28 protein-coding genes are annotated in these 24717 nt (G+C 65.1%); 11 read left to right on the top strand and 17 right to left on the bottom strand.

All coding sequences use genetic code 11. From position 1 onward, the window contains the following. The first annotated feature begins 70 nt into the window (after positions 1-70). The 3 genes from A5782_RS03310 to A5782_RS03300 are packed head-to-tail and all read left to right on the top strand — an operon-like array spanning position 71 to position 2843. A complete protein-coding gene (locus tag A5782_RS03310; RefSeq protein WP_067095443.1) occupies positions 71-1279 on the top strand; it encodes an FAD-dependent monooxygenase in 1209 nt (402 codons plus the stop codon). 60 nt (positions 1280-1339) lie between these two features. Next, positions 1340-2206: an LLM class F420-dependent oxidoreductase gene (locus A5782_RS03305; RefSeq protein WP_067095092.1), complete on the top strand. Its 867-nt coding sequence runs from the start codon at positions 1340-1342 to the stop codon at positions 2204-2206. 31 nt (positions 2207-2237) lie between these two features. After that, positions 2238-2843: a bifunctional 2-polyprenyl-6-hydroxyphenol methylase/3-demethylubiquinol 3-O-methyltransferase UbiG gene (locus tag A5782_RS03300; protein WP_067095089.1), complete on the top strand. Its 606-nt coding sequence runs from the start codon at positions 2238-2240 to the stop codon at positions 2841-2843. 76 nt (positions 2844-2919) lie between these two features. On the opposite strand, the gene A5782_RS03295 is transcribed toward A5782_RS03300, so the two are convergent. After that, complete coding sequence (locus A5782_RS03295; RefSeq protein ID WP_067095086.1) at positions 2920-5064, bottom strand: 3-hydroxyacyl-CoA dehydrogenase NAD-binding domain-containing protein; 2145 nt, start codon at positions 5062-5064, stop codon at positions 2920-2922. 4 nt (positions 5065-5068) lie between these two features. Then, positions 5069-6280, bottom strand: a complete 1212-nt coding sequence (locus tag A5782_RS03290) for an acetyl-CoA C-acetyltransferase (protein ID WP_067095083.1) — start codon at positions 6278-6280, stop codon at positions 5069-5071. Between the two features lie 227 nt (positions 6281-6507). On the opposite strand from A5782_RS03290, the gene A5782_RS03285 reads away from it, so the two are divergent. Further along, positions 6508-7695, top strand: coding sequence for a pyridoxal phosphate-dependent aminotransferase (locus A5782_RS03285; RefSeq protein ID WP_067095079.1), 1188 nt, complete (start codon positions 6508-6510; stop codon positions 7693-7695). Here A5782_RS03285 and A5782_RS03280 read toward each other — a convergent pair. From A5782_RS03280 to A5782_RS03265, 4 genes are read right to left on the bottom strand one after another with little or no spacing between them, the layout of a single operon-like run. Continuing rightward, on the bottom strand, positions 7692-8132 hold the full coding sequence (locus A5782_RS03280) for an SRPBCC family protein (protein WP_082942760.1): 441 nt from the start codon (positions 8130-8132) through the stop codon (positions 7692-7694). The genes A5782_RS03285 and A5782_RS03280 overlap by 4 nt on opposite strands. A 50-nt stretch (positions 8133-8182) precedes the next feature. Further along, positions 8183-8638 carry an SRPBCC family protein gene (locus A5782_RS03275; RefSeq protein WP_067095076.1) on the bottom strand — a complete coding sequence of 152 codons (456 nt, stop codon included), beginning with the start codon at positions 8636-8638 and terminating at the stop codon, positions 8183-8185. 59 nt (positions 8639-8697) lie between these two features. Then, positions 8698-9780, bottom strand: coding sequence for a CaiB/BaiF CoA-transferase family protein (locus A5782_RS03270; protein WP_067095073.1), 1083 nt, complete (start codon positions 9778-9780; stop codon positions 8698-8700). A gap of 5 nt (positions 9781-9785) precedes the next feature. Then, complete coding sequence (locus A5782_RS03265; protein WP_067095070.1) at positions 9786-10229, bottom strand: SRPBCC family protein; 444 nt, start codon at positions 10227-10229, stop codon at positions 9786-9788. Positions 10230-10294: 65 nt separating this feature from the next. On the opposite strand from A5782_RS03265, the gene A5782_RS03260 reads away from it, so the two are divergent. Continuing rightward, positions 10295-11980 (top strand): alpha-keto acid decarboxylase family protein, encoded by a 1686-nt coding sequence (locus tag A5782_RS03260; RefSeq protein WP_067095067.1) that lies wholly within the window; start codon positions 10295-10297, stop codon positions 11978-11980. Between the two features lie 14 nt (positions 11981-11994). Here the strand turns inward: A5782_RS03260 and A5782_RS25110 are convergent, their stop codons facing one another. From A5782_RS25110 to A5782_RS03240, 5 genes are all read right to left on the bottom strand, one after another. After that, positions 11995-12180: a bacterioferritin-associated ferredoxin gene (locus A5782_RS25110; protein WP_082942759.1), complete on the bottom strand. Its 186-nt coding sequence runs from the start codon at positions 12178-12180 to the stop codon at positions 11995-11997. An 11-nt stretch (positions 12181-12191) separates the two neighbouring features. After that, positions 12192-12818 carry a fatty-acid--CoA ligase gene (locus A5782_RS03255; RefSeq protein WP_067095065.1) on the bottom strand — a complete coding sequence of 209 codons (627 nt, stop codon included), beginning with the start codon at positions 12816-12818 and terminating at the stop codon, positions 12192-12194. After that, positions 12815-14281: a FadD3 family acyl-CoA ligase gene (locus A5782_RS03250; protein WP_082942769.1), complete on the bottom strand. Its 1467-nt coding sequence runs from the start codon at positions 14279-14281 to the stop codon at positions 12815-12817. The genes A5782_RS03255 and A5782_RS03250 overlap by 4 nt, the downstream gene beginning before the upstream one ends. Positions 14282-14306: 25 nt before the next feature. Then, positions 14307-15497, bottom strand: coding sequence for an amidohydrolase family protein (locus A5782_RS03245; protein WP_067095062.1), 1191 nt, complete (start codon positions 15495-15497; stop codon positions 14307-14309). A gap of 87 nt (positions 15498-15584) precedes the next feature. Next, the gene (locus A5782_RS03240) at positions 15585-16004 is read right to left on the bottom strand and encodes a lipoprotein LpqH (RefSeq protein WP_067095059.1); all 420 of its coding nucleotides are present in this window, start codon (positions 16002-16004) and stop codon (positions 15585-15587) included. Positions 16005-16113: 109 nt separating this feature from the next. Between A5782_RS03240 and A5782_RS03235 the strand changes: the two genes are divergently transcribed. Beyond that, the gene (locus tag A5782_RS03235) at positions 16114-16869 is read left to right on the top strand and encodes an enoyl-CoA hydratase/isomerase family protein (RefSeq protein ID WP_067095056.1); all 756 of its coding nucleotides are present in this window, start codon (positions 16114-16116) and stop codon (positions 16867-16869) included. 68 nt (positions 16870-16937) lie between these two features. Then, positions 16938-17303, top strand: a complete 366-nt coding sequence (locus tag A5782_RS25105) for a hypothetical protein (RefSeq protein ID WP_082942758.1) — start codon at positions 16938-16940, stop codon at positions 17301-17303. On the opposite strand, the gene A5782_RS03230 is transcribed toward A5782_RS25105, so the two are convergent. Further along, complete coding sequence (locus A5782_RS03230; protein ID WP_067095053.1) at positions 17219-17938, bottom strand: TetR/AcrR family transcriptional regulator; 720 nt, start codon at positions 17936-17938, stop codon at positions 17219-17221. The genes A5782_RS25105 and A5782_RS03230 overlap by 85 nt on opposite strands. Before the next feature lie 194 nt (positions 17939-18132). Between A5782_RS03230 and A5782_RS03225 the strand changes: the two genes are divergently transcribed. Beyond that, entirely contained in the window at positions 18133-19428 is a 1296-nt protein-coding gene (locus A5782_RS03225; protein ID WP_067095050.1) for a cytochrome P450, read from the top strand. A gap of 18 nt (positions 19429-19446) precedes the next feature. On the opposite strand, the gene A5782_RS03220 is transcribed toward A5782_RS03225, so the two are convergent. From A5782_RS03220 to A5782_RS03205, 4 genes are all read right to left on the bottom strand, one after another. Further along, positions 19447-19734, bottom strand: a complete 288-nt coding sequence (locus A5782_RS03220) for a cytochrome C oxidase subunit IV family protein (RefSeq protein WP_067095434.1) — start codon at positions 19732-19734, stop codon at positions 19447-19449. Then, complete coding sequence (locus tag A5782_RS03215) at positions 19734-20255, bottom strand: cytochrome c oxidase subunit 3 (protein WP_067095432.1); 522 nt, start codon at positions 20253-20255, stop codon at positions 19734-19736. Before A5782_RS03215 ends, A5782_RS03220 begins: the two co-directional genes overlap by 1 nt. Before the next feature lie 65 nt (positions 20256-20320). Beyond that, positions 20321-21136, bottom strand: a complete 816-nt coding sequence (locus tag A5782_RS03210) for a hypothetical protein (RefSeq protein WP_067095048.1) — start codon at positions 21134-21136, stop codon at positions 20321-20323. Next, on the bottom strand, positions 21133-21918 hold the full coding sequence (locus A5782_RS03205) for a hypothetical protein (RefSeq protein WP_067095045.1): 786 nt from the start codon (positions 21916-21918) through the stop codon (positions 21133-21135). The genes A5782_RS03210 and A5782_RS03205 overlap by 4 nt, the downstream gene beginning before the upstream one ends. 100 nt (positions 21919-22018) lie before the next feature. Between A5782_RS03205 and A5782_RS03200 the strand changes: the two genes are divergently transcribed. Further along, positions 22019-22621 carry a TetR/AcrR family transcriptional regulator gene (locus A5782_RS03200; RefSeq protein WP_067095043.1) on the top strand — a complete coding sequence of 201 codons (603 nt, stop codon included), beginning with the start codon at positions 22019-22021 and terminating at the stop codon, positions 22619-22621. A 5-nt stretch (positions 22622-22626) separates the two neighbouring features. Here the strand turns inward: A5782_RS03200 and A5782_RS03195 are convergent, their stop codons facing one another. Next, on the bottom strand, positions 22627-23016 hold the full coding sequence (locus tag A5782_RS03195; RefSeq protein WP_067095040.1) for a hypothetical protein: 390 nt from the start codon (positions 23014-23016) through the stop codon (positions 22627-22629). A 211-nt stretch (positions 23017-23227) separates the two neighbouring features. Between A5782_RS03195 and A5782_RS03190 the strand changes: the two genes are divergently transcribed. Both A5782_RS03190 and A5782_RS03185 read left to right on the top strand, forming a co-directional pair. Continuing rightward, a complete protein-coding gene (locus A5782_RS03190) occupies positions 23228-24019 on the top strand; it encodes a hypothetical protein (protein ID WP_067095037.1) in 792 nt (263 codons plus the stop codon). Beyond that, a complete protein-coding gene (locus tag A5782_RS03185; protein WP_067095033.1) occupies positions 24016-24654 on the top strand; it encodes a hypothetical protein in 639 nt (212 codons plus the stop codon). The genes A5782_RS03190 and A5782_RS03185 overlap by 4 nt, the downstream gene beginning before the upstream one ends. Positions 24655-24717: the final 63 nt, after the last annotated feature.

Here is a 24717-nt window from a genome sequence, read left to right as displayed (position 1 = left end):
TTATCTGACTTACCGATAGGTAAGTGGGATGCTAAGCTTACCGAACGTTAAGTAAGTGCGGGAGGTGCTCATGCGGATCCTCATCTCTGGCGCCAGCATCGCCGGCCCGGTCCTGGCGTACTGGCTGACCCGGTACGGCTTCGACGTCACCGTCGTGGAGCGCGCACCGACGCTGCGCAAGACCGGCGGGCACGCGGTCGACTTGTTCCGTCCCGCAATGGAAATCTCGGCCAAGATGGGCGTCCTCCCGCGCATCGAGGCGCTGGCCACCGGGACGGACCGGTTGACGATGTACCGGGAAGGCCGGACGAAGGCCACCCGGATCGACCTCACCAAGATCTATGCCGCCACCTCCGACCGGCACGTGGAAATCATGCGCGACGACCTGAGCGAGATCTACTACGACGTCGCCCGTGACGACGTCGAGTACCTGTTCGGCGACTCGATCACCGCGATCGAACACGACGCCACCGTGACATTCGAGCATTCGGCGGCGCGCACCTTCGACGTCATCGTGGGTGCCGACGGGTTGCACTCCCATGTTCGGCGCCTGATCTTCGGCGAGGAGGCCGACCTGACGCGCTTCCTCGGGGGATACCTCTCGGTGGTGTCGGCACCCAAGACGCTGGTCGAGTCCGGCCAGATGGTCGGCCACGTCGGTGTCGGCCGCTTCGCCGGGATTTATACCGCCGATCACCTGGACGACGCGCGCGCGGTGTTCATGTTCCGCAGCAAAACCGAGTTGGACTACGACCATCGTGATGCGTTGCGGCAGAAGGAATTACTGCGCGACGCGTTCGCCGGGATGCACGACCAGGTGGACAACTGGCTGGGCGAGCTGGAGCGCACGCCCACCTTCTACTTCGACTCCATCACCCAACTGCGCACCGACCGGTGGTCGCGCCGGCGGGTCACCCTGGTCGGCGACGCCGGATACTGCCCGGGACCCGCGGTGGGCGGCAGCACCAGCCTCGCCGTCCTCGGCGCCTACGTGCTGGCCGGCGAACTCGCCGAGGCGGACGGCGACCACCTGCGGGCCTTCGCCTCCTACGAACTCCGGATGCACGAACCGGTCCACCGCAGCCGGAATTTCGCCCGCGGCGCAGCCAAGGGCATCATCCCCGGTTCACGAATTGGCGTGTGGGCGTTAACCCGCGGCGCCCAGCTGATCTCGGCGATGCCGGTGGCGCTGTCGCGGTCCGTGGCCAAACTCAACACCAAGGGCATCCGGATGCACGATTCGATGCCGGTTCCCGAATACACCGGAAGCGACGTCTGACAGCATGTCCTGTAGAGCCGCGGCCCCGAGCAGTCGCGCGCCACAAGGGGAAGGCCTCACATGGAGCTGACCGGTGTTGGAATCTGGAGCAGTCAACTGCGCTACGGCGACCCGGCCGAATCCGCCGAGGCCGCAGCGGAACTCGACGAACTGGGCTTTCCGGCGCTGTGGATACCCGACGTCGGCGGTCCGGTGTTCGACGCGGTGGGTCATCTGCTCGCCGCGACCAGGCGGACCGTGATCGCCACGGGAATCCTGAATCTGTGGATGCATTCGCCCGCCGATGTCGCCGAATCCTTTGCGACGCTGACCGGCGAGCACGGCGACCGCTTTCTGCTGGGAATCGGTGTCAGCCACGCCCCGCTGATCGATGCCGGCCATCCCGGGCGATACCGCAAGCCGCTGGCGGCAACGGCGTCGTTCCTGGACGGCTTGGATGCCGCGCCTCGGCCGGTTCCCACCGAGCGCCGCGTTCTCGCCGCGCTCGGACCAAAGATGCTCACGCTGTCCGCCACTCGTGCCGGTGGCGCCCACCCCTACCTAGTCACCCCTGAGCACACCGCTTCCGCACGTTCGACTTTGGGCCATGGCCCGTTGTTGCTCCCCGAACAGACCGTGATCCTGACCGACGACGGCGACGAGGCCCGCGAGATCGGAACCGATTGGCTGCGAGCATATTTGGCCCTCCCCAACTACGCCAACAACCTGCTGCGCAGTGGCTTCTCCGAAGACGACCTGTCGCAGGTGAGCGATCGGCTCTTCAACGCGATCATCGCCTGGGGTGATGAAGAGGCCATCATGCGCCGTGTCGCCGAGCATCGTTCCGCGGGCGCCGACCACGTCTGCGTCCAGGTGCTGCTGGCCGATCCCCGAACATTCCCGCGTGCGCAATGGCGCCGAATCGCCGCCGCCTCCACAGTGAGCTGACCGGCCGGGGTGATCGGGCCTAGGGTGAGCTATGGCTTCCAAACAGACCCTGTTTCGAATCTTCTACCGCATTGGATTCACCCCGTGGGATGGCCATCCGCTCGCCCAGAGCGTGCGCGATCTGGTCGAGGGAACGCGCGACGCCGCCGCGCTGCCCGCCGGGTCGGCCCTCGAGCTCGGCTGCGGCACCGGTGACTGCTCCATCTATCTGGCCCAACATGGCTGGAAGGTCACCGCGGTCGACTTTGTGGCCAAGCCCCTCGAGCGCGCCCGTGCCAAGGCCGGCGCCGCCGGTGCCGCGGCCGACTTCGTCCAGGCCGACGTCACGCGGTTGAGCCAGGCCGGCATCGGCGCGAACTTCGAGTTGATCGTCGACAACGGGTGCCTGCACAACATGAGCGACGCGGATCGCGACGCCTACGTCCGGGAGATCAGCGCCCTGGCGGCACCCGACGCACGACTCCTGATCGTCGCGTTCGTGCCCGGCGGCCGGGTCGGGGTGCGCGGCGTCGACCGCCCCGAGATGGAACGACGATTCACGCAAAGCTGGACGCTGTTGTCGGCCGGTGCGGAACGCGAGCTGGACCGTGCCGAGAAGACACCGGCCTGGTACTACCTATTCCAAAGGCGGCGTTAGCCTTCCAAGACCGCAGGATGCAGCAGCCCCCGAAACCTCGTTGTTCCGGGGGCTTTTGCGCCTGCGTGGTGCGGGATTAGCTCAGCGAGGCCGGAGGCAGGAAGCGGTCGCCGTACTTGGCGGCCAGTTCCTTGGCCCGGGCCACGAAGGCCTCCTTGCCGGTCCCGAGCGCGCCCTGGTAGCCGACGATGAACTGCGCGCTACCACCGGTGTACGGCGGGAAGCCGATGCCCATGATCGAACCGATGTTGGCGTCGGCGGTCGATGTCAGCACGCCCTCGTCCAGGCACTTCTGGGTTTCCAGCGCCTCGGCGAACAGCATGCGATCGATCATGTCCTGCAACGGAATTTCGGCGCTGCCGGACTTGAACGTCTCGCGCAGACCCGGCCACAGCCGGGTGCGCTTGCCGTCGGCGTATTCGTAGAAGCCCGCGCCCTTCAGCCGCGACGGGCGACCGATCTCGATCATCTTCTCGACGACGGCCTCGGCCGGATGCGGCTCGTACGTGCCGCCCGCGTCCTCGACACCCTTGCGGGTGGCCGCGGCGATCTTGTGCATCAGCTCCAGGTTGAGCTCGTCGGACAGCTGCAGCGGAGGCGCCGGGTAGCCGGCCTGTGAACCGGCGTGCTCGATGCTGGCGGGCTCCACGCCCTCGCCCAGCATCGCCAGCGCCTCGTTCACGAACGTGCCGATCACCCGGCTGGTGAAGAAGCCACGGCTGTCGTTGACGACGATCGGGGTCTTGCCGATGGCCAGCGTGTAGTCGAACACGCGGGCCAGCGCCTCGTCGGAAGTCTTCTCGCCCCTGATGATTTCGACCAGCGGCATCTTGTCGACCGGCGAGAAGAAGTGGATCCCGATGAAGTCCTCCTGGCGCTTCACGCCGGTCGCCAGACCGGTGATCGGCAGGGTCGAGGTGTTCGACCCCAACAGGGCGTTGGGCTCGACGACGTCCTCGATCTCCTGGAAGACCTTGTGCTTGAGTTCCTGGTTCTCGAACACCGCCTCGATCACGAAGTCGACACCCTTGAGGTCGGCGGGGTCGGCGGCCGGCGTGATGCGGTCCAGCAGCGCCTTGCTCTTCTCCTCGGTGGTCTTGCCACGCTGAAGCGCTTTGGCCTCAAGCTTTTCCGAGTAAGCCTTGCCCTTCTGGGCGGCCTCGAGGCTGACATCCTTGAGCACCACCTCGAAGCCGGCCTTGGCCGACACGTAGGCGATACCGGCACCCATCATGCCCGCGCCCAGCACGCCGACCTTGGTGATCGGGGTCTTGCCGATGCCGTCCGGTCGCGACCCGCCGCCGTTGATGTGCTGCAGGTCGAGGAAGAACGCCTGGATCATGTTCTTGGCGACCTGGCCGGTGACCAGCTGGGTGAAGTAGCGGCTCTCGATGCGGCTGGCGGTGTCGAAGTCGACCTGCGCGCCCTCGACGGCCGCGTCCAGGATGGCGCGCGGCGCCGGCATCGGGGCGCCCTTGAGTTGCTTCTTCAGCAGTGCCGGGAACGACGGCAGGATGCCGGCCAGCGCGGGGCTGGCCGGGGTGCCGCCGGGCATCTTGTAACCCTTTTTGTCCCAAGGCTGTTCGTGCGAATCGGGGTTTGCCTTGATCCACGCCTTGGCGGCCGGCACCAATTCCTCGACCGAGCCGACGAGCTCGTCGACCAGGCCGATCTCCTTGGCCTTGTCCGGCTTGAAGCGGGTGCCCTGCGACAGAATGTTCATGAATGCGTTCTGAATACCGAACATCCGCACGGTGCGGGTCACCCCGCCGCCACCGGGCAGCAGGCCCAACGTGACCTCGGGCAGACCGACGACCAGGCCCTTGACGTCCGCGGCGATGCGGTGGTGACAGGCCAGCGCGATCTCCAGGCCGCCGCCCAGCGCGGCGCCGTTGATGGCGGCCACCACGGGCTTGCCCAACGTCTCCAGCGCACGCAGGTCACGCTTGACCGATTCGACGGTGTCAAACGCCTCACCGGCGTTCTCCGGGCCGAGGTTGATCATGCCCTTCAGGTCACCGCCGGCGAAGAAGGTCTTCTTCGCACTGGTGATGACCACGCCGGTGATCGAATCCTTCTCAGCGGCAAGGCGTTCCACAGCGTTGTGCATGGACTCGCTGTAGTGCTCGTTCATCACGTTGGCCGACCCGGTGGGGTCGTCCAGGGTCAGCGTGACGATGCCGTCGTCGTCCTTGTCCCACTGAATGGTGTTCTCTGCCATGGTCTTAGACCCTCTCGATGATGGTGGCGACACCCATGCCGCCGCCGATGCACAGCGTGACCAGGGCGCGACGCGCGTTGCGGCGCTCGAGCTCGTCGACCATGGTGCCGGTGATCATGGCGCCGGTGGCGCCCAGCGGGTGGCCCATCGCGATGGCACCACCGTTGACGTTGAGCTTCTCGTCGGGAATGTTGAGGTCCTTCTGGAACTTCAGCACCACAGACGCGAACGCCTCGTTGAGCTCGAACAGATCGATGTCATCGACCGTCAGGCCCGCACGGTCGAGAACCTTCTGAGTGGCCGGCGTCGGGCCGGTCAGCATGATGACCGGGTCCGCGCCGCTGGTGGCGGTGGCCACGATGCGCGCCCGCGGCGTCAGCCCCTGCGACTTGCCCGCGGCTTCCGAACCAACCAGCACCAGCGCGGCGCCGTCGACGATGCCCGAGCTGTTGCCGCCGGTGTGGACGTGGTTGATCTTTTCGACCCAGTGGTACTTCGTCAGCGCCACATCGTCGAAGCCGCCCATCTCACCGATGCCGTCGAACGCGGTCTTCAGCTTGCCCAGGCCCTCGAGCGTGGTGTCGGGCCGCATGTGCTCGTCGTGGTCGAGGATGACCAGACCGTTCTGGTCGCGCACCGGCACGACCGACTTGGCAAAGTAGCCGCCCGACCACGCCTCGGCGGCCTTCTGCTGGCTGCGCAGCGCGTAGGCGTCGACATCGTCGCGGGAGAAACCCTCGATGGTGGCGATCAGGTCGGCGCCGATGCCCTGGGGCACGAAGCCGATCTGGTAGTTGGTCTCGGGGTCGGTCGCCCAGGCGCCGCCGTCGGAGCCCATGGGCACGCGGCTCATCGACTCGACACCGCCGGCCAGCACCAGGTCGTCCCAACCGGACCGCACCTTCTGGGCGGCGGTGTTGACCGCCTCGAGGCCCGAGGCACAGAACCGGTTGAGCTGCACGCCGCCGGTGGTCTCGGGCAGCCCCGCGGCCAGCACCGCGGTGCGGGCGATGTCGCCGCCCTGGTCACCGACGGGGGACACGACGCCCAGGATCATGTCGCTGATCAGGTTCTCGTCGAGGTCGGGGAAACGCCGGCGCAGCTCGTCAACCAGACCCACGACCAGGTTGAGCGGCTTCACCTCGTTCAGCGAACCGTTGCGCTGCTTGCCCCGCGGGGTGCGGATGGCCTCATAGATAAAAGCTTCTTCGGACATGACGACTTCCTGTTCTCCGAATAGGGTTCGAATCCGTCTTCAAGACTAGGTTCCGCACCACCCTAACAGGGCCCCCGGCCAACCTGTTGGTTGGCCGAAACTGCGCAGCTCACGGGTGCCTAGTGGCGGACACCACTTCTTGAGCGTCACGCCAGCGTGACTGCGGCCGCCGATCGCCACGCTGGCGTGACGTTCGCGGAACCGCACTCCGCCTAAGCTCGACCACCATGACGGTGTCGCGACTGCGCCCCTACGCGACCACGGTGTTCGCCGAGATGTCGGCGCTGGCCGCGCGGGTCGGAGCGGTCAACCTGGGTCAGGGGTTTCCCGACGAGGACGGGCCCCCGGCCATGCTGAAGGCCGCGCAGGAGGCCATCGCCGACGGCGTCAACCAGTACCCACCGAGTATGGGCATCGCACCGCTGCGCCACGCGATCGCCGCCCAGCGCCGGCGCCGCTACGGCATCGAATACGACACCGACACCCAGGTGCTGGTGACGGTCGGGGCGACCGAGGCCATCGCCTCGGCGGTAATCGGCCTGGTCGAACCCGGCTCGGAGGTCCTGCTCATCGAGCCGTTCTACGACTCGTACTCGCCGGTGGTGGCGATGGCCTCCGCGCAGCGGGTGGCCGTACCCCTGGTTCCCCATGGCCGCGGCTTCGCCCTGGACGCGGATGCCCTGCGCAGGGCGGTGACGCCACGGACCCGCGCGGTGATCGTGAACTCGCCGCACAACCCCACCGGCACGGTGCTGAGTGCGGCCGAGCTTGGGGCCATCGCCGAGCTCGCGGTTGCGGCCGACCTGTTGGTGATCACCGATGAGGTGTACGAGCACCTGGTGTTTGACGGCCGGCAACACGTTCCGCTGGCCGGGTTCGACGGCATGGCCGAGCGGACGATCACGATCTCCAGCGCGGCAAAGATGTTCAACTGCACCGGTTGGAAGATCGGATGGGCTTGCGGCCCAGCGCATCTCATCGCCGGAATGCGCGCGGCCAAACAGTATCTGAGCTACGTCGGCGGTGCGCCGTTCCAGCCGGCAGTCGCCCTGGCCCTGGAGACCGAGGACGCGTGGGTGGCCGACCTGCGCGCCACTTTGCAGGCCAGACGCGATCGTCTGGCCACCGGGCTGATCGACGTCGGATTCGAGGTGCACGACAGCGCCGGCACGTACTTCCTGTGCGCCGATCCGCGTCCGCTGGGCTACGACGACAGCGGCGCGTTCTGCGCGGCGCTGCCCGAAAAGGTGGGAGTGGCCGCGATCCCGATGTCAGCCTTCTGCGACCCGGCCGCGACACACGGTCCGGCCGACGTGTGGAATCACTTGGTGCGCTTCACCTTCTGTAAACGCGACGACACCCTCGATGAAGCGATCAAGCGCCTGGCCGCGCTGAAAACCGGGTCGGCTCGCTAGCCCGCGGCCCCCGTCACCCGCTTTCGCAGGCCCTCCAGTGCGGCATTCAGGATTTTGTTGCCGGCCGACCTCACCCAGAACCCGGGCAGCGGCGCCCTGAGCTCGATCGTGAGGCTGAATCGCACCCGGGTCTTGTCGTCCCCCTCACGTGCCAGGTTGTATTCGCCATGCTGAGCGTGTTGTTGGGCGGTCTTCTGCGCATCCCAGACCATCCAGTCGGGCCCCCAGTGATACTCGACCATTTCGGTATCTGGGATGCCGCTTACCCTGAGCGTCATTTTCACGTGGTGCGGCAGGCCGTCGGGATATCTGTCGACGACTTCGACCCGCTTGTGCAACGGGGACCACGAGGGAACGGCGTCCATGTCCGCCAGCGCCTCCATGATCACTCCCGGGGGCGCCTCAATGACAATTTCAGACGATGCGCGTATGGCCACCGACTACCAAATTAGCAATCGCGCCACCCCGGCGAGCCGAAAAAGCGTAATTACGTTGCCTTGTCCGAATCGTCGCCACCCACGACCAGGGCGCGCAACCCCTTCATCGACGCGTCGAGAACACTCTCGGCCGCTCGCCGCACGATGAACGCGGGCATGGGCCGGCCGGGTTCGACGGTGATGTCGAAGCGCACCCGAGTCTGGTCGACCCCTTCGGGTTTGAGGGTGTACTCGACGTGCTGCCCATGCTGCTGGGAGGTCCCGGTGGCGTCGTAGACCACCCAGTCGGGGCCCCAGTGATATTCCAGGACCTCTTTGTCGACCAGCCCGAGAATCTTGATGGTGGTTTTGACGTGGTGGGGCCGGCCGTCGGGATAACGGTCGATCACTTCGACGTGTTTGTGCAGCGGCGACCACGATGACAGGACGCCGACGTCTGTCAGCGCCTCCATGACCACTTCCGGCGGCGCATTGACGACGAATTCCCGTGATGCTTTTACGGCCACTGAAGATCAACTTAGCAACGCTGACCCCGTTACGGATCGGATTCGGCGTAAACAGTTTACTACCAGTCGATTTCGTTGAGCGGAGTGGTCGCCGCGGGCGGCCGTCCGACCGGTCCCGCCGGGGTCCGCGAAAAGCGCGGGGCGGGTGCGGCCTGGTCGGCGCCGTGCGCGGTGATCACCGTGGACCGCGCCCGCAAGTGCTCATCGGTGGCGGCCTCACTCCACGTCAGCACTCCGGTCACACACGCATCGGTGCCGGCGAACGTCTGTGCCCATTCGTCACGAGTCCGGCTGGCGAATCGCCGGGTGAAGACCTCACGCATCTGCGGGTAGGAACCTCTGTCGTGCTGCGCGGGTACGTCGTCGGGTGACAGGCCGAGCCCATTGCACAACGCCGCGAAGAATTGGGGCTCGATGGCGCCGACGGCTACGTATTTGCCGTCGGCGGTCTCGTAGCAGCCGTAGAACGGGGCGCCGCCGTCGAGCAGAAACGATTCGCGTTGGTCACGCAGTGCGCCAGTGGACTTCATGGTCCACATCATCTGTGCCAGCAGGCTGACCCCGTCGACCATCGCGGCGTCGATGACCTGCCCCTTGCCCGAACGTTCCCGTTCGTAAAGGGCGACCGCGATGCCGATCAGCACCAGCATCGAGCCGCCGCCGAAGTCGGCGACCAGGTTCAGCGGCGGCATCGGTGGCCGGTCGGCGTAGCCCAGCGCGGACAGCACACCGGTCTGCGAAAGGTAGTTGATGTCGTGGCCGGCGGTCGGCGCCAGCGGCCCATCCTGTCCCCAGCCGGTCATCCGCGCGAAGATCAGGCGCGGATTGATTGCCGCGCAGTCGTCGGGTCCGATGCCGAGTCGCTCGCACGTGCCGGGTCGAAAGCAGTCCAGCAGCACGTCGGCCTTGGCGGCCAGATCTAACAGCGCCTCAGGCCGCGCCTTGACGTCCAGGTCGACGATTCGCTTGCCGCGGTGCAGCAGATCGCGGTCCTCGGCCGGCATCGCGAGACCGCCTGTTTGGCGGCGCACCCGCACCACGTCGGCACCCAGATCGGCCAGCAGCATTCCCGCGTGCGGCCCCGGTCCGATGCCGCCGAGTTCGATGACCCTGACCCCGGTCAGCGGCCCGCCGCCGCTCACCGTTACTACTTCGCCTTCTTCACCTTGAGCACCCGCTCGCGCAGCGCCTTGGTCGCGGAATCGATCGTTCCCTTCACGGCACGCTTGAGCACGAATCCGGGCAACGGCACGTTCGGGTCCGCGAGAAGCTCGAATTTGACCAGGGTCTCGTCGCCTTGCGGTATCAGGGTGTACTTGCCGTCCTGCGCCTTCTGCTGCGAGGAGCTGACCAGCGTCCAACTGACGACGTTGTCACCCCAGGTGTAGGCGACCACCTGGTCGTCGGTGATCCCGGCGACCTTGACCTTCATCCGCACCTGACCGGGGCGCCCGTCGTCGCCGGTCTCGAGGATCTCCGCACTCTGGTGCGGCTCCGACCATTCGGGCATCGCTTCGAAGTCGGCGATGACGTCCAGAATCTCCTCCGGACTGGCTTCGATGACGATCTCGCGGGATTCTTTGAGTGCCATGGCCCGCACGATACTGGCACGGCGTCTCACCCGGAACAGATTGGACCGAGCGTACCGTCGTGCCTGTGACTGATGCCGCGACCGATCCCGCATACACCGTCGGTGACTATCTGTTGGACCGTCTCGCCGAGCTCGGCGTCTCGGAGATCTTCGGCGTTCCCGGCGATTACAACCTGGAATTCCTCGACCACATCGTCGCCCACCGCAGCATCCGGTGGGTCGGCAACGCCAACGAGCTCAACGCCGGCTACGCCGCCGACGGGTATGGGCGGCTGCGCGGAATGTCAGCACTGGTAACAACATTCGGCGTCGGCGAGCTCTCCGCGGCCAACGCGATCGCGGGCAGTTACGCCGAGCAGGTCCCCGTCGTACATATCGTCGGCGGCCCGTCCAAGGATGCCCAGGGCACGCGCCGGGCGCTGCACCATTCGCTCGGCGACGGGGACTTCGAGCACTTCTTCCGGGTCAGCCGCGAAATCACTTGCGCCCAAGCCAATCTCATGCCAGCGACGGCCCGCCGCGAGATCGACCGGGTGCTGTCCGAGGTGCGTGAGCAGAAGCGCCCCGGATACATTCTGATGTCCATCGACGTCGCCCGCTTCCCCACCGAGCCGCCGGAGGCGCCGTTGCCCCGCTACACCGGTGGCACGAGTCCCCGCGCGCTGGCCATGTTCGTCGAGGCCGCGACCGAACTCATCGGCGACCATCAGCTCACCGTTCTCGCCGACTTGCTGGTGCACCGGCTGCAGGCGATCAAAGAGCTCGAAGCGTTGCTGGCGGCCGACGTGGTGCCGCACGCCACGTTGATGTGGGGGAAGAGTCTGCTCGACGAGAGTTCGCCCAACTTCCTCGGCATCTACGCGGGCTCCGCCAGCGCGCCGGCGGTGCGGACCGCGATCGAAGAGGCACCCGTGTTGGTCACCGCCGGAGTGGTGTTCACCGACATGGTCAGCGGCTTCTTCAGCCAGCGGATCGACCCGACCCGGGCCATCGACGTCGGCCAGTATCAGAGCAGTGTGGCCGGAGAAGTCTTCGCGCCGCTGGAAATGGGTGCCGCACTCGAGGCGCTGGCCACGATCCTGGTCCACCGCGAAATCTCATCACCACCGGTGGTGTCGCCGCCGGCCGCGCCCCTGCCGCCACCCCCACCGCGCGAGGAACCACTCACCCAGAAGATGTTGTGGGACCGCCTTTGTGTAGCCCTCACACCGGGCAACGTGGTGCTTGCGGACCAGGGCACCTCCTTCTATGGCATGGCTGACCACCGGTTGCCGCAGGGGGTGACCTTCATCGGTCAACCACTATGGGGCTCAATCGGTTACACGCTGCCCGCCGCGCTCGGTGCGGCGGTGGCACATCCGGACCGCAGGACGGTATTGCTCATCGGGGACGGCGCCGCGCAACTGACCGTCCAAGAGCTCGGCACCTTTTCGCGCGAGGGCCTCTCGCCCGTCATCGTGGTGGTCAACAACGACGGCTACACCGTCGAACGGGCGATCCACGGCGAGACCGCGCCGTACAACGACATCGTCAACTGGAAGTGGACGGACGTTCCCCACGCGCTGGGCGTCACCGACCACCTCGCGTTCCGCGTCCAGACCTACGGCGAGCTCGACGATGCCTTGGCCGCCGCCGCGGAGCACCAGGACCGCATGGTCTTCGTCGAGGTGATGTTGCCTCGGCTCGAAATCCCCAACCTGCTCGTCGAACTCGTCCAACCGACATCACCGGACGGCAGCCCGCGCCGCTGACACCATCGCCCGGCTTAGCGCGGGTTCGGGGTTCGCTCCGGGCTGGAGGATCGCAGCATGGCCTGCACCGTTCGCCGACAGCGACCGCAGTCGGCGCCCGCTCCGCACGCCTGGGCCACATCCTTCGTGGTCGACGCACCGCACTCCACGGCCTCGGCCACGGTTTGACTGGTGACTCCGTTACACAGGCACACGAACACCGGCGAACTCCTCAGTCCGCCTCGATGCGCATCATGTCGAAGAGTCGGCCGACGAATATCGGAGGGTAGGCTCCCACTCCGGCGCCGGACATCCATTCAGCCGCGGCATCAGGGTGGTCGATCCATCGCTGCGCGCCTGCTTCGTCGGGCAGCTCCGACATGATCAGCACCTCGTGCTCATCGTCGAAAGCTTGGAATACCCAGGTCTTTTGAACACCGGCCGCGACGAATCTGTCCAGTGCCGAGGACACTTCGGCGGTAAGGGTCGAAACGTCGTGGACGGATGCGATCGCGACTACCACGACGCCCGGTGCCGCCGCGGCTTTCGGTGGCTGCGCGATGAACCTGTCCACGATCTCGCCGGCGAAGACCGCGGGAATGTCGTCGACGCCGGCCTCGTCGAACCAGTCGAAGAAGACCCGGGAGCGCAGCAGCTCCACGATCGGCTCGCGGCTGTGAACGCCGATCATCACCAATACCCGACCGTGGTCGTGTGTGGAGGTGTAGACCAGCACGTGGTGCGCGCCGATATCGGCCAGGGCGGCTTTATTGCGCTCCAGCAGGGGCCATACCCGGGTCGGATCGGGGACCCGATAGTCCGACGCGATCACCATCGAATGAATATCGCCGTTGTTCATCGAAGTTGGTCCTTCATCACTTTCCCGGTCGCGTTGAGTGGGAGTGAATCAAGGAACTGTACCGCGCGCGGCACCTTGAACCCGGCCATGCGCTCGCGGCACCAGCCGATCAACTCTTCGGCACTGACGTCGGCGTTGCGGACCACAAACGCCTTGCCCACCTGGCCCATCCGTTCATCGGGGACACCGATGACCGCCGCCTGCGCCACGGCCGGGTGGTTGAGCAGGAAGCCTTCGATCTCGGCCGGATAGGCATTGAATCCGCCGACGATGAACATGTCCTTTTTGCGACCGACGATGCGCAGCCGCCCGGTCTGGGTGAACGCCCCCAGGTCTCCGGTGTGCAGCCAGCCGTCACCGTCGATCGCTTGGGCGGTGGCCTCCGGTTCGTCGAGATACCCCTTCATGACTCCGTAGCCGCGGACCAGCACCTCGCCGTCATCGGCGATGCGTACCTCGACCCCCTCACACGGCACGCCCGCGGTGGTGGCCACATCCTCGAAGGAATCGCCGGGCAGAGAAAGGGTGACGTTGCCGGCCTCCGTGAGTCCGTAACCCGTCATCAACGTCTGGAACGGCAGTTCGTCATGGATGCGACGCACCAGCTCGACGGGTATGTCGGCGGCGCCGGTCACTCCCGCACGCAATGACGACAGCTTGGACTTGTCCCTTACCGTCAACAACGAGTGATACAGCGTCGGCGGTCCGGGAAGCATCGTAATGCGCTCGCGTTCAATGAGATCCACCACCGTGTCGACGTCGAACACCGCGACGGGAAGCATCGTCGCGCCGCGCAGGAAGGAGGTGACGAGTCCCGCCTTCAGGCCGAACGTGTGGAAGTACGGATTGATCTGCAAGTAGCGGTCGCCCTCGCGCAGGTCCGCGAGCGTCGCCCACTCCTCGTACATGCGCAGCGTTTGACCGTGGCTCAGCATCGCACCCTTGGGGCGCCCGGTCGTGCCCGAGGTGAAGATGATGTCCGAGGTGTCGGTGCCGCTCACCGGCCGCTCGAACGGTGAACCGCTGGACAGGAAGTCGGACTTCAGGTCGATGACCGGCACCCCCGCGGGTGCGGTGTAGTCCTGGCCCAGAAAACCCTTTTGGACCAGGACGGCCTTCACCTTGCTCCGGACGATGATGTCGCCGGCTTCTTCGGTCTTGAACCGGGTGTTGACCGGGACGAGCACGCCGCCCGCGGTGAGCAACCCGAACGCCGCGATGATCCACTCGGCAGAATTGGGCGCCCAGATCGCGACTCGGTCACCCTTGTCGATGCCGAGGTCGGCGAAGGCGCCTGCGGCGCAACGGATCCGCTCGACGACTTGCCTGAATGTCAAGCGCAGCGGACCGTCGACGACGGCCTCTGCGTCGCCGAACCGGTCCGCTGCACTCGAGACCATCTCGGGGATGGTCTGCCACGGTTGATTGGCCGGTTCCTCCTCAGGCCGCTTTGCGCCCTGCATCGTCACCGCCCGGTTGGTTGGCCTGTCACACCGTGACGAGGCGACCGAGGTTGCCGCCCATGATCTTTGCCTGATCCTCAGCGGACAGATGCGACAGCGCGTTGACGTAGAACGTCGGCTCCGCCAGGCCCTCGGGGTGCGGCCAGTCCGAGCCGTACAGCACCTGATCCACACCGACGAGGTTGACCAGATCGTCGATGCCGTCCTCGAAGAACGGGCTCACGTGGATCCGATTCTTGACCATCTCGACGGGGTCGCTCGGGAACACTTCCGGGGCCTTGCGGAACACCTCGGCCAGGCCGTCCAGCAATGGAGTCATCCACTTCGAACCGGCCTCGACGATCGCGACCTTCAGCTTCGGGTGGCGGTAGAGCGCGCCGTGGATCACCCACGACCCCACCGCGTCCTGGATCGGCCGCCACTCGTTGAGTATGCCCATCGCATTGGTTTGGAATGGCAGCATCTCCTGGTCGGCACCGTCCCATTCGGAGGTGTAGCGGGAATAGCCGCTGTCGCTGGAGTGCATGCCGACCAGCAGGTCGTACTCGACGACCCGCTCCCAGAACGGATCGAACTCGGGCAGCGCGAACGAGCGGGGGCCGCGGAAGCCGGGGACGGGAGCCGGGCGGACCAGAATGCAACGGGCACCGCGCTTGACCGCCCATTCCAGCTCCTCGATCGCTTTCTCGACGATCGGCAGGGTGATGACCGGGGTGGTGAAGATGCGGTTCTGGTAGTTGAAGCCCCAGACCTCGTCGAGCCACTCGTTCAGCGCGTGGATCAGGACGTGGACGGCAACCGGGTCGTCGCGCAGCCGCTCCTCCAGCAGGCTGGCCAGCGTCGGGAACATCAGGGTGCGGTCCAGACCCAGCTCGTTCATCTTCTCTAGGCGCGGGCCGGGCTCGAAGAACGCCGGGATCGCGCGCATCGGCTCACCGAACAGCTCGCGCTTGCTCTTCCCGTCCGGGTTGCCGTACTTGAAGTACTCCTCCCAGGCGCCCGGCCGGGCGACGACCTCGAAGGTCGGGTTGGGGATGTAGTTGCTGATCTGGCCGCGGATCGCGATCTTCGTCCGCCCGTTGATCTGGACGTACTGGACGAAGTCCTTGTACTCCTTGGGCAGGAACTTGGTCAGCGCTTCTGGCGGCTCGTACAGATGGTTATCCGCGTCAAAGATGGGAAATGGGACGTCTTCCCGGTGCGATAACTGGCCCATGAAATCCTCCTTCGCAATTTATGAGAATACTATTCTCTACAGGCGCCCAATCGCAACGTGGCCCCGCCCATCCCCCGTTCCGCGTGGTCAGCACGTCACGAAGATCTTGAATGTGGCGGTAGCCGGTTCGCCGGGTTTGTCGGTCTTGTAGCCGTTGGCGGTGCCGCTGAGGGTGAATTTGTCACCGGTCATGCTCATGTCGGCGTTACCGTCCCCACCGCGGGAGTACATCCCGCTGAACCCACCCAGGTTCCGGATGCGCACGGACTCGGCTGTCGCCGGTTGCGCACTCTCGTCGATGATGAGCTTGGCTCCGGCAAAATCGCTACCGATGTCGATCGTCCGGGTCCACTCCCGCTGACTGCACTTCACGATGTGGAAAGTCCGATCGTTACCGTTGACGGTCACTGATGCCGTGCTCGAGATATGGGTTGGTGGCCGTGAAGTGCATGCCCCAACCAGGGCAACGGTCAGGGCCGCAGCAACGGCCATGATTCGGTTTCGCACGGGTCACCTCCATCCTCACTGACGAAAGTTCTTGGGCCTGCAGCGATGATGTTATTCTCGCGAAAAGAGAATGCCAATATCGGGTTTCTTGTCCGAGGAGCGATAACGCATGGTGGACCTAGAGATCGACGATGGGCTGGCGGTACTCACCATCGATCGCCCCCACGCACGCAATGCCATCGCGCCGGACACCATGGAACAGCTCGAGAAAGCGCTCGATGCGGCGGAGGGAGCCGACGCGCTGGTCATCAAGGGGGCCGGTGAGCACGCCTTCGTATCGGGCGGTGACCTCAAGGAGCTGAGCGCGCTGCGGACCGAAGAGGACGCCGCAGCGATGGCGCGGCGGATGCGGTCCATCTGCGACCAGCTGGCGGACTTCCCCGCGCCCGTCATCGCCGCGCTCAATGGCCACGCGTTCGGCGGTGGCGCCGAAGTCGCTGTCGCCGCCGACATCCGGGTGGCGGCCGATGACATCAAGATCGCCTTCAACCAAGTGCAGCTGGAGATCATGCCGGCCTGGGGAGGAGCCGAGCGGTTGGCCGCGCTGGTCGGAAAGAGCAAGGCGCTGCTCTTGGCCGGTTCGGGAACCGCCCTTAGCGCGTTCGACGCCGAGCGGATCGGGCTGGTGGACCGGGTGTTGCCCCGCGACGTCTTCGACTCGCCCGAGGAAGGATGGCGAGCGATCGCGAGGTCGCTGGCCCGCCGCCCGGCGACGGAGATAAAGCGGGTAATTCGCGGAGTTTCTCCTGATGAGGCGATAGCATCCTTTGCACGATTATGGGTTGCCGACCCACACTGGCAGGCCGCAGAACGGCTCATGAGCCGCAACACCAAACCGCGCCCGGCAGCCGGAGGAGCGTCATGACCACCATGAAGACAGTGATGGGCCTCGGTCCTGTCGTGTCGTTGGCTTGTCTATTAACGGCAGCGGGCGTGCTGGCGGGAAGCGGACGGGCACACGCCGACGACCCCGTGATGCATCACGTCAAGTACACGGTCACCGCGCAGAATCCGATCTATACCTCCATCTATTACCTGGACCACCAGCCGGAAAAATTTTCCGATTACAGCCACAATCCCTACTCGTTCACGCCGCACGTCGACGTCGATCTCGCCCCGGGCAAGCCGTGGGGCTTCGATCTGGACATGTCGAATCCCGACGATTACGCGATGGTGGTGGCGAGCACGGGCACGGAGCCCGGCACGCCGGGACTTCACTGTGACTTGTCCGTAGACGGTGCGGTCGTCGTATCCAAGGACGGCCCCAAAGGCGTGCTCTGTTCGCTGCGGAACTGGTGAACCACCCAGGTCTCCGGTACACCCTCGATCGGCTGCGGATCGCCTTCCAGGCGGCGCAGGTAGTTCTCGACCAACTCCACCGTCTCGGCATGGCCGGCGGACATGCCGATCGCCTGCTCGAGTACCAGAAAGCGCGACAGGCTGCTCATCAGCACAGTCCACACCACCGGTGGGATGTCGATGTCTTGGCCTCCGTCTTGAATTCTGGAGCCGTAGCGCTGCAGCGCCTCCGCCACCGCTTGGCGCTGTTCCTCGCGGAAACGCTCGGCGTAGTAGGCGATTTCGGCGCGCATGTCCTTGCGGTGATTGGCCAGTGCCATGAATTCCATCGAGATCCGCGTGAAGGCGGGATCGGTGCCGAATCGCCACAGCGCCCACAGTGGCTGCGGCAACTTCATCATTTGCGCGTGCACTTCGAGCGCTTCTTCGGCTCGTCGGCGAAAGACCGCGAGGAACAACTCCTCCATGGTGCGGAAGTAGTAGTGCACGAGCTGAGGCTTCAACCCCGCCCGGCCGGCCAGGCGCCGCGACGTCACCGCGGCATAGCCCTCTTCGAGCATCAACTGTTCGGCGGCATCGAGCAACAGACCACGGTTTTTCGCGTCCGGCGCCCCGATCCTGCGGGCCGATGTCATGTCCCTGCTCCGTACTGTGTGCCATCCCGTGCCGACCACACGGATCGTATCGTGGCCCGGCGTTGCGATCTTGACCCTGACATTACCGCCATGCTAAGCAGGTGCTCAGCACATTTTCGACCTCGCAATCGGGCGGCGGTACTCACTTGCCGCCGAACACCACCGGTAAACCCAGCGCAGGGGGACGCACTCCGATGAGCAACTTCGACTCGATTGACTTCTTCACCGATCCGAGCTTGGTCCCGGATCCGCATCCGTACTTCGACTACCTGCGCAGCCAGAACCCGGTGCTGCGCCTGCCGCACTACGGCGTCGTCGCGGTCACCGGATACGACGAAGCCTGCGAGATCTACAAGGACCCCGAAACGTTCTCGAACATCGTCGCACTCGGCGGGCCGTTCCCGCCGCTCCCATTCACGCCCGAAGGCGACGATATCGGTGCACAGATCGACCAGCACCGCAGTTCCTTCCCGATGAACGAGCACATGGTCACCATGGATCCGCCGGACCACACCAAGGCCCGATCGGTGCTGAGCAAGCTGCTGACCCCCAGCCGGTTGAAGCAGAACGAGGAGTTCATGTGGCGCCTCGCCGACCGTCAGCTCGACGAGTTCCTCGGCATCGGTGAGTGCGAGTTCATTGCCGAATACTCAAAGCCGTTCGCCACCTTGGTGATCGCCGATCTGCTCGGCGTTCCGGAGGAGGACCACAAGGAGTTCCGCACCGTATTGGGCGCCGACCGGCCTGGCGCGCGGGTAGGCGCCCTGGACCACGAGTCGGTGGGCATAAACCCGCTGGAGTGGCTCGACGACAAGTTCTGTAACTACATCGAGGACCGGCGGCGCGAGCCGCGCGGCGACGTGCTGACCTTCCTGGCCGAAGCGAAGTATCCGGACGGGTCCACGCCCCCGGTCATCGAGGTGGTCCGCTCGGCGACGTTCCTCTTTGCCGCCGGCCAGGAGACCACGGCGAAGCTGCTCAGCGCCGCCCTGCAGGTGCTCGGCGACCGGCCCGACATCCAGCAGCAGTTGCGTGAGGACCGCAGCCTGATTCCCGGGTTCATCGAGGAATCGCTGCGGATGGACAGTCCGGTCAAGAGCGACTCACGCCTGGCGCGCAAGGCAACCACCATCGGCGGCGTCGACATTCCTGCCGGCACCGTGGTGATGATCCTGCCGGGAGCGGCCAATCGCGACCCACGCCGGTTCGACAACCCGCACGAGTTCGACCTGCGCCGCAGGAACGTCCGCGAACACATGGCGTTCGCCCGTGGTGTCCACTCCTGCCCCGGCGGCCCGCTCGCCCGCGTCGAGGGGCGTGTCTCGATCGAGCGGATCCTGGACCGGATGCCGCACATCGAGATCAACGAAGCCCATCACGGGCCGGCCACCGAGCGTCGCTACTCCTACGAGCCGACGTACATCCTGCGCGGCCTGAGCGAACTGCACCTGTCGTTCACCACCGCCGACGCGGTCGCGCCGGTGGCCTAGGAACGGCACTCTCAAGCGCTACCGGACTTGCGCGCCGACGAAATAACTGCCGAGCAAGACGACGGCGATCAGCACCACCCACGCGTCGGTGAGTCGGCACAGCAGGACCGGAGCGTTTCGCACCTCCATGAACTCGCGAAAAATGATGCGCACCTTGACAAGTGCGATCACGATGACGCTCGACGTCACCACCGCGCTGGACTTCAGCGCCCCGGCGACCGAGTGGTCTATCCATAGGTAGCCGAGCGTGAGGGCCGCCAGAATCAGCCAGACGAACAGCAGCCGCTTGTTGAATTTGATTCCGATCACCTCACCACGTAGAGCAGCGCAAAAATCAGCACCCAAAGGAAATCGACGGTGTGCCAATACGTTGCGCAGGTTTCGACAAGTTCCTGGGATCGCCGCGCCGGACTCCGGAGTCGGTAGACGATGACACCGAGGGCGACGAAGCCGATCAGCAGATGCACGAAGTGGATGCCGGTCAAAAAGAAGTAGTAGGTGAAAAAGTCATCGCTGTCGAAGCCATGTCCGGCGCGGACCAACCGGGCCCACTCGAACACCTTGAAGAACAGGAACACTGCGGCAAAGGCCGCCGTGATGGCGACGTCCCTGAGCGCCGCCCGGTAGCCACCGGCGCGAGCCGACTGGACACAGCGCGCCACCGACCACGAACTCAGCAGCAGGACAAGAGTGTTGAAAACACCTACCCGTAGATCGAGGTGCGCCTGCGCATGCAGGAAGAGCTCGGGATTGCGGCCCCGGGAGAACAGGTAGAACCCGAAATAGGCCGTGAAGACCAGGGTCTCGAACAATACGAAGGCCCACATGTCGTGCTGGCCCGGCACGAACCGGCCGTGTTTACTCTTTTCGGCGAGGTCGGTCTTGAGATCGGTCACTGCGCAACCGCCTTCTTCCGCGGCAGGGCCGGCAGCGGCCCGGTGCCCAAGTCGTCGCGGCGGATCATCTGAAAGAGCATGACGATGAAGGTGACTTGGTAGATACCGAACACGACCATGTCCAGCCACCAAGCGATCTCGCCGTCCCACGCGAACACGCCACGCCGGAAGATCCAGCAGGGCGCGACGACGACCTCGGTCAGCGCATTGCACAGGTTGAGATAGCCGAACCACTTGGGGAACACGCGATTCTTGTCGAGCAGGATCGCGACCATCCAGATCAGCGAGCCGATCAGAAACACTCCCATGGTTCCGTCGAAAGACAAGAAGGCGAAATCATAGAGCCAGCCGATCACTTCCGGGTCGCGCTCCGGCCGCAACGTCCCGACGATCAGCGCGATGTTGAGCAGCAGCATGCCGGGAACCGCGCTGAGTGAATAGATGATCAGATACGAATAGCCGAACGCGCGGCTGACGGACATGCGGCGCATCGAGTACGCGATGAGGGCGTTGTTGGTCGCGATCAAGCCGCTGATCGCGAAGATGATGCCGAAACCAACTGGTATCCCCAGGTGGCGTTCGGAGAACCAGTGGAGCTGCGTCGCGAGGTCCCAGGTGGGCTCCGGCGGGGGCTGGACTTGCGCCACGATGAAGAACATCGGGAAGAACACGTTATAGAAGACCAGCAGTGCCGCCCACGCCAGCCAGAGCTCGCGCTTAGGGCTGCGCCATAGGTGCCAGCCGATCCGGCGATGCAGCGGCCCCCGCGGGGGCGTGGTCGGCGAGGTCGGTGGTGTGATCACCGCGCTCATGCGTTGACCAGTTCTTCCCCGGGTTCGGGCTTCTGGGCACGCTCGCGATAAATGGCTCGTCCCAACACGATTCCCATCACGACGATCCAGACCGCAATGGCGACGTTTTTCACCCAGAAGGACAGGAAGCCGTCCCACGCCAACGGGCCGGTCAACGACACTCCGACAAAAGCCGCGGGCACCAGCGCAGCCGCCACCAGAAGGTTGAAATGGGCCACCCACCGGCTGAATATCGGATGTGGTTGATCGTCGAAATAGATTGCCACGGCAAGGATTACGCTTTGGCCGATCAGGAAGGGCACCACGATGGTGAAGGTGATCCAGCCGAAATCGTTGAGCAGCTGGGTCAGCTGCGGGCTCCGCTCGGGACGGAAGGCAGCCAGCAGCCAGCAGACGTTGGCCACCAGGAATAGAGTCGGACCGCCCGCAGCACACCCCAGCATGGCGTAGGAAAAGATCGGCGTCCGGTGCGCCATCCTGCGGATCTGCAGCACGATCAGGGCCAGGATCGGCACCAGGCACACGCCGAACCAGTTGAACACGATCATGCTGGAGCGGATCTCGGGGAGGTGGGCCGGATCGCGATAAAACGCTGCGACCTGATCCGCCGGCATCGTGGGTGACATAGGCGGATTGAAGCCCGGAAAGAGGAGGAACGAGGCTATCCAGAGGATCAGCGCCACCGGCAACGTCCACAACAGAATCAGCTCGCCGTCGGTGCGCCGCGACGCGGTTCGCGCGGATTGGCGACCGCCTGCATCGTTTCCACCGACGTCGGACATTGGTACTCCTTCCCCGCACGAAACCACACGGAAACTCGGCTAGTGAGCGAAGCTAGCCGATCGGCTAGCCACGGTCAATAGCGTCGTCTAGTCTCGGTGCGTGGGAACAGCACGGCAGTCGGTCACCGGTGAGCAATTCTGGCTCATCGAGCACAGCCCGGCCCGGACACGGGTACTCGATGCCGCGTTGGATCTGATCGCCACACACGGTGTCAGCGGTACGTCACTGCAGATGATCGCGGACGCCGTCGGGATCACGAAAGCTGCTGTGTACCACCAATTCCGAACCAAGGAGCAGATCGTCATCGCCGTGACCGAGCGCGAACTGGGCCGGCTGGAGCCGGCGCTCGAGGAGGCCGAAGCATACGACGACGGTCCTCAAGCGCGAGATGCCTTGTTGGTGCGCGTGGTTGAGATGGCCGTGCGCGACCGCCGGTTGGTGCGCACGCTGCAATTCGATCCGGTCGTCGTCCGGTTGCTGGCCGAGCACAAGCCGTTTCAACTCTTCATGGACCGTCTGTACCAGGTGCTGCTGAGCGATGCGGGTCTGGACGGGCGGATCGAGGCCGCCATGTTCTCCGGCGCGCTCAGCACCGCGGTCATGCATCCGCTGGTGGTCGATATCGACGACGACACCTTGCTCGAACGTGTTACCGATCTGAGCCGGCGCCTGCTCGGTCTGCCTCGGAAATCCCGCGACTGACGCTGCTACGTGTCGGCGCGGACCCAGCTCGATATGCCGTCGTGAGCAATACAGATCAGGAACAGACCATCAGGCGCCTGCGCGACGTAGTTCAGGTAGTTCTGGCAGTCGGCGTTTTCGTCCTTGACTCCCGCCATCGGAGGTGAGCGGAACCATCGCGGTTGGTATCGCCTGGGCGAGCCGCAGAACATCAACCGTCCGGGCTCCGAGGCGAAGGAGACATAACCGTCCGCGACACCGAAGGCGTAATAGCTGGTGTTGTCGCACGGGGCGCCTAAAACCTGGTGCGGCATGATGCCCGGGGTGCAGGCGGGGTAGTCGCAGACACTCGGTCCGGCCGAAGCTTGCGGTGCCGCCAGCACACCGGCGCCGAGCAATACGGCAACCAGGGCCACGATCGATCGCACCCGATTACTCTGCCACACCTGAAAAGAAAATTCTCCTAGTTGGAGAAGATCTTCTGAACCGGACAGCCGTCGGCACCGCGCCGCCCCAACCCCTTGCGTCCCGGTGCCGGACAGACCGGCATTTCCGCATGTGAGGCCCATGATTACGGCCGCACGGTGACGTCGTTGGGGCTAGGCCGAAGTGATAAGCTCATTCTCCGTGCACGATCCAGAGGGGCCTGACGCCGACCATTGTGATGGCCCGGCGGAGGTGACCAAATCGGACGAAACACAGTCGGCCGCCAACACCGCAGCGCCCATCTCGAAAGTAGACACAGAAGACGAAGTTGCCGAGGCTGAGGCGCGCGCCGCGGCGGCTCGGGAACGCCTCTTAAAACTGCGCGGGACAGCCGAAACCGGGGACGCGAACGCGGACGCCGACCAAATTGACGAGCAGCGGCCCGCCAAGTCGACCCGGGCGCGACTACGGCTGCCGCGGCGGCCCGGGCGGCCACGGTGGCTTCGCCGCCCGGGGCGCAAAACAGTAGCCGCCGGCGTCGGTATGGTGCTCTTCTCCGCTTCCCTCGGAGCCACCGGCTACATGGTGTGGCAGCACCACATCGCGATGCATAATCGCCAACTCGCCGCGGAGTTCAGTGCAGCCGCCCGGCAAGGGATCACGGCTTTCATGTCGATTGACCCCGATCATGCCAAGGAGGATGTCCAGCGCACGATCGATGCCTCTACGGGCGACCAGAAGGACCAGCTAGCTGTGCTGTCGACCCTGATGGTCAAGAAGGCCGAGGACACCAAGGTCGGCACCAAGGTCACCATCGAAGCCGTCGCCGTCGAGTCGTTGAGCGACAATTCGGGAGTCGTGCTTGTGGCGGCGAAAACCGATCCCATTGGACCGGATAACGCCAAACCGCCACCGGCCTTGTTTCGGCTCAGCGTCAACCTGGACCGCGACGGCGGCCGGCTCAAGATGTCGAAAGTTGATTTCCTGCGATGACTGTCGAACCTGGCTCGTCGCTGGACGGCGCCGAAAAGGCGATTGACGGCGCCCCTAGTTCACCCGCCGAGGACGGACCGGCGCCCGCTGGCGAGAGACCGGCACGCTTGCGCCGGCGGGCAGCCCTTCGGCGCCGGGCCCGACGGTATTTGGCAAGGTGGCGTTCGATAGTCGCGACAACGTTGGTTATTGCCGCCGTGGGAGTCGCTGCCGGCGTGTACTTCATCCTGTACCGGCCGGATCGGCAGGTCGGCGACGCGGCGGCGCACCGGGCAATCCAGGCCGCATCAGATGGCGCCGTGGCGGTGTTGTCGTATTCCTACGACCATTTGAACCGCGATTTCAACAACGCGAAATCACATCTTACCGGCGACCTTCTGGCCTATTACAGCAAATTCAGCGACGATGTCGTCGCGCCGACGGCGCAGAAGGGACAACTGACGGCGTCCGCCAAGGTGATTCGGGCCGCAGTCTCGGAATTGCATCCGGATTCGGCCGTCGTGCTGGTTTTCGTCGACCAGACCACGAAAAGCCTGAAGAAGAAGGATCCCGAGAACACGCAGAGCAGCGTCCTGGTCACCCTGACAAAAGTCAACGGTTCCTGGCTGATCGCGAAATTCGACCCATCCGGATGAGCGCGGCAGATCTTGTCCTAACCGTTAACTGGCGGGCCGAAGCGGTGTAACGTCATCGCTCGA

Source organism: Mycobacterium sp. 852002-40037_SCH5390672, from assembly GCF_001665875.1.
Taxonomy (GTDB): Bacteria; Actinomycetota; Actinomycetes; order Mycobacteriales; family Mycobacteriaceae; genus Mycobacterium.
Note: the sequence above shows the minus strand (reverse complement) of the source record. Positions and strands in the feature narration are given on the sequence as shown.